A 2877-nucleotide genomic window follows, 5' to 3' on the forward strand; every position below is an offset into this window, starting at 1 on the left:
GCGACGGCACCGTGTAGATCTAGGACGGCCACAAAGAGTAAAAAAAGGAGGACAGCGGCGTCTAGCTCGCGGGGGGGGAGGGGGGGGGCCCCCCCCGCGGCCGCGCCGGGCGGGCCCCCCCCCCCCCACCGCCGCGCACCTGCTGCCCGGCGCCGTCGGCGTCCCACTCGTCGGCCACCCGCTCCTGCGACAGCGACCCGTCGCCCGCCTCTGACGTGGTGCGCGACGAGCACCCGGCCGTGGCCACCAGCGTGACGACGAGGCCGCCCGCAACGGCGGCGACCGCACCGCCACCACACCGATGCCGCCGCACCTGCACCCGGACCGATCTCTGGACCCTCATCGACGTCCGACCCCCTGACCGTTGTCGCGCCCGATACCCCGTGCGTCGCGCCGTACCGTCCGCACCGCGCCGGAGCCGGCGCGATCCGTGGCGAGGAGACGACGGTGAAATATGTTCCGTTCAACGATCGCCCCTACGGGCCGTCACGGGCCGGTAGCGTGGATGCGTGCCTCAGTTCGGTTCTGAAGAACACGAGACGACCACCACGGAAACGGGCGCTTTCTGTCTCGCCCGCTGTTCCTGCGGCTGGCTGGGCCCGGCCCGCAGAGCCCGCTCCCGGGCGCGCACGGACGCAGACCTCCACCTCGCGGCACTGCTCGAACACCCCGCGACCACCGCCCCACCACCCGACCCCAGCCGTTAGCCCCGCCCGCCGCGCTCCCCGCCGGGCCCGCCTCTCGGGTCCACCCGTCGGGCACGCGCCGGGGCGGGATGGGGCTGACGCTCCCGCGCGCGTACGTGCGCGCGGGAAACGCGGAAAAGCAGGGCGCCAAACAGGCCAGGCGTACGTGCGTGCGCACAGCCTCACGCGTACGAGCAGGCGCGTACGGGGTGGACGCGAGCAAGCGTGACGCGTACGGACGGACGCGCGCGGGCGGACGAGAACAGTCCCCCGCCCGCCAGCAGTCGGGCCCGCCCCGCTCCCCCGGCGCCGCACCCCACCGCCCCGACATCCCGGGCAAAAATGTCATGAACGCGTCTACTGCTGGCCCCCACAGCCACGGCGAAGGAACCGCCACCCGCCCTGTGCCCTCTGTAGAGGAGGGCCACAACGAGCAGCGGAGGGCAGGATGGACAGGCGCACACTGCTGGCAACCGGTACGGGGTTGGCCGCGACGGCCGCCTGGGGCGTCGCCTGCGACGACGACACCAGCCGGGCCGCCTCGCGCGGCAGCGGCGAACCCGCGACCAACGCCACCCGCGGCAGCGCCCCGGCGGCCACCCGCTCGGCGACGGCCGGCGCGGGCCAGCCGAAGACGGCCGACTGGACCGCGCTCGGCAAGGGCCTGCGCGGCGGTCTGATACGCCCGGCCGACGCCGACTACGCCCAGGCCCGCAAGCTCTACAACACCCGCTTCGACCACCAGCGCCCGGCCGCCATCGCGTACGTGGCACACACCTCGGACATCACCGAGTGCCTGGCCTTCGCCCGCCGGCACGGCACCCCCGTCGCCATCCGCAACGGCGGGCACAGCTACGCAGGCCACTCCGGCGGCACCGGCCGGCTGATCATCGACGTCTCCCGGCTGAAGACGATCCGCACCGGTTCCGGCACCGCCACCATCGGCGCCGGAGCCAAGCTCATCGACGTCTACACCCAACTCGGCGCGCACGGCGTCACCATCCCCGCCGGCTCCTGCCCCACCGTCGGCATCTCGGGGCTGACCCTCGGCGGCGGCCACGGCGTGGTCTCGCGGGCGTACGGGCTCACCGCCGACAGCCTGATCGGCGCCACCGTCATCACCGCGGACGGCAGGACCGTACAGACCGCCAAAGACCGCGAGGCGGACCTGTTCTGGGCCCTGCGCGGCGCGGGCAACGGCAACTTCGGCGTCGTGACCGAACTCCGCTTCCGCACCCACAAGGCGGCGCCCGGCGTCAGCGCGTACCTCACCTGGCCCTGGTCGAAGGCGGCGGCCGTGCTGCGCGCCTGGCAGGAGTGGGGGCCCGCACAGCCCGACGAGATCTGGTCGGCGATCCACTTCTCGGCCGCCCCCGGCCGCACCCCCACCCTCTCCGTCAGCGCCTTCTCCCTCGGCACCTACGGCGACCTCCAGAACGCCCTGGCCCGGCTCGCCGACCGGGCCGGGGGCAGCGCCCGCAGCGTCAGCCTGCGCCGCCGCGGCTACCTGGACGCCATGCGGATGTACGCCGGCTGCGCCACCAAGAGCACCGCCCAGTGCCATCTGCCCGGCGCCACCCCGGGGCGCACGCCGGCCGGCACGCTCCAGCGGGAGACCTACGGCGCCCGTTCCGACTTCTTCGACCGCTCGCTCAGCCAGCAGGGCGTACGCACCCTGCTGGACCAGGTGGAGCGGTACGGCAGGTCCCGCGGGGACGGCGCCGTGACCATCGCGCTGACCGCGCTCGGCGGGGCCGTCAACCGGGTCGCGCCGCTGGCCACCTCGTTCGTCCACCGCCGGTCGCGGATGCTGGCGCAGTACACCGCCTCCTGGCCGGCCGGCCGTACCGGCAGCGCGCAGAGCGCCTGGCTGGACGGCGCGCACACGGCCATGCGCCGCCACGCCTCCGGCGCCGCCTACCAGAACTACGCCGACGCGGGTTTGAAGGACTGGCGCGCCGCGTACTACGGCGCCGCCGCCGGCCGGCTGACCACCCTCAAGAAGCGCTACGACGGGGGCCGGCTGTTCTCCTTCCCGCAGGGGCTCTAGCGCGACGCCGCCCCGCAGCGGCCGGCCGGACGCCCGCCGGTGCCGCAACGCGGCGGGGCGCCCCCCCCCCCGCCCCGGGGGGCGGGGGGGGGGGGGGCGGGGGGGCGGCCGGGCCCCCCCCGCCCCGGGGGGGGGGGGGGG

General features: G+C 75.5%; 2 protein-coding genes. One reads left to right on the plus strand and one right to left on the minus strand.

Annotation, left to right across the window (positions count from 1 at the left end; genetic code table 11):
* Positions 1 to 61: 61 nt before the first annotated feature.
* Positions 62 to 343: a hypothetical protein gene (locus AAHZ94_RS32045; RefSeq protein ID WP_349997221.1), complete on the minus strand. Its 282-nt coding sequence runs from the start codon at positions 341 to 343 to the stop codon at positions 62 to 64.
* Between the two features lie 791 nt (positions 344 to 1134).
* Between AAHZ94_RS32045 and AAHZ94_RS32055 the strand changes: the two genes are divergently transcribed.
* Positions 1135 to 2736 (plus strand): FAD-binding oxidoreductase, encoded by a 1602-nt coding sequence (locus AAHZ94_RS32055; RefSeq protein WP_349997223.1) that lies wholly within the window; start codon positions 1135 to 1137, stop codon positions 2734 to 2736.
* Positions 2737 to 2877 lie beyond the last annotated feature (141 nt).

The organism is Streptomyces sp. HSW2009 (genome assembly GCF_040240285.1).
In the GTDB taxonomy this organism is placed as follows: domain Bacteria; phylum Actinomycetota; class Actinomycetes; order Streptomycetales; family Streptomycetaceae; genus Streptomyces.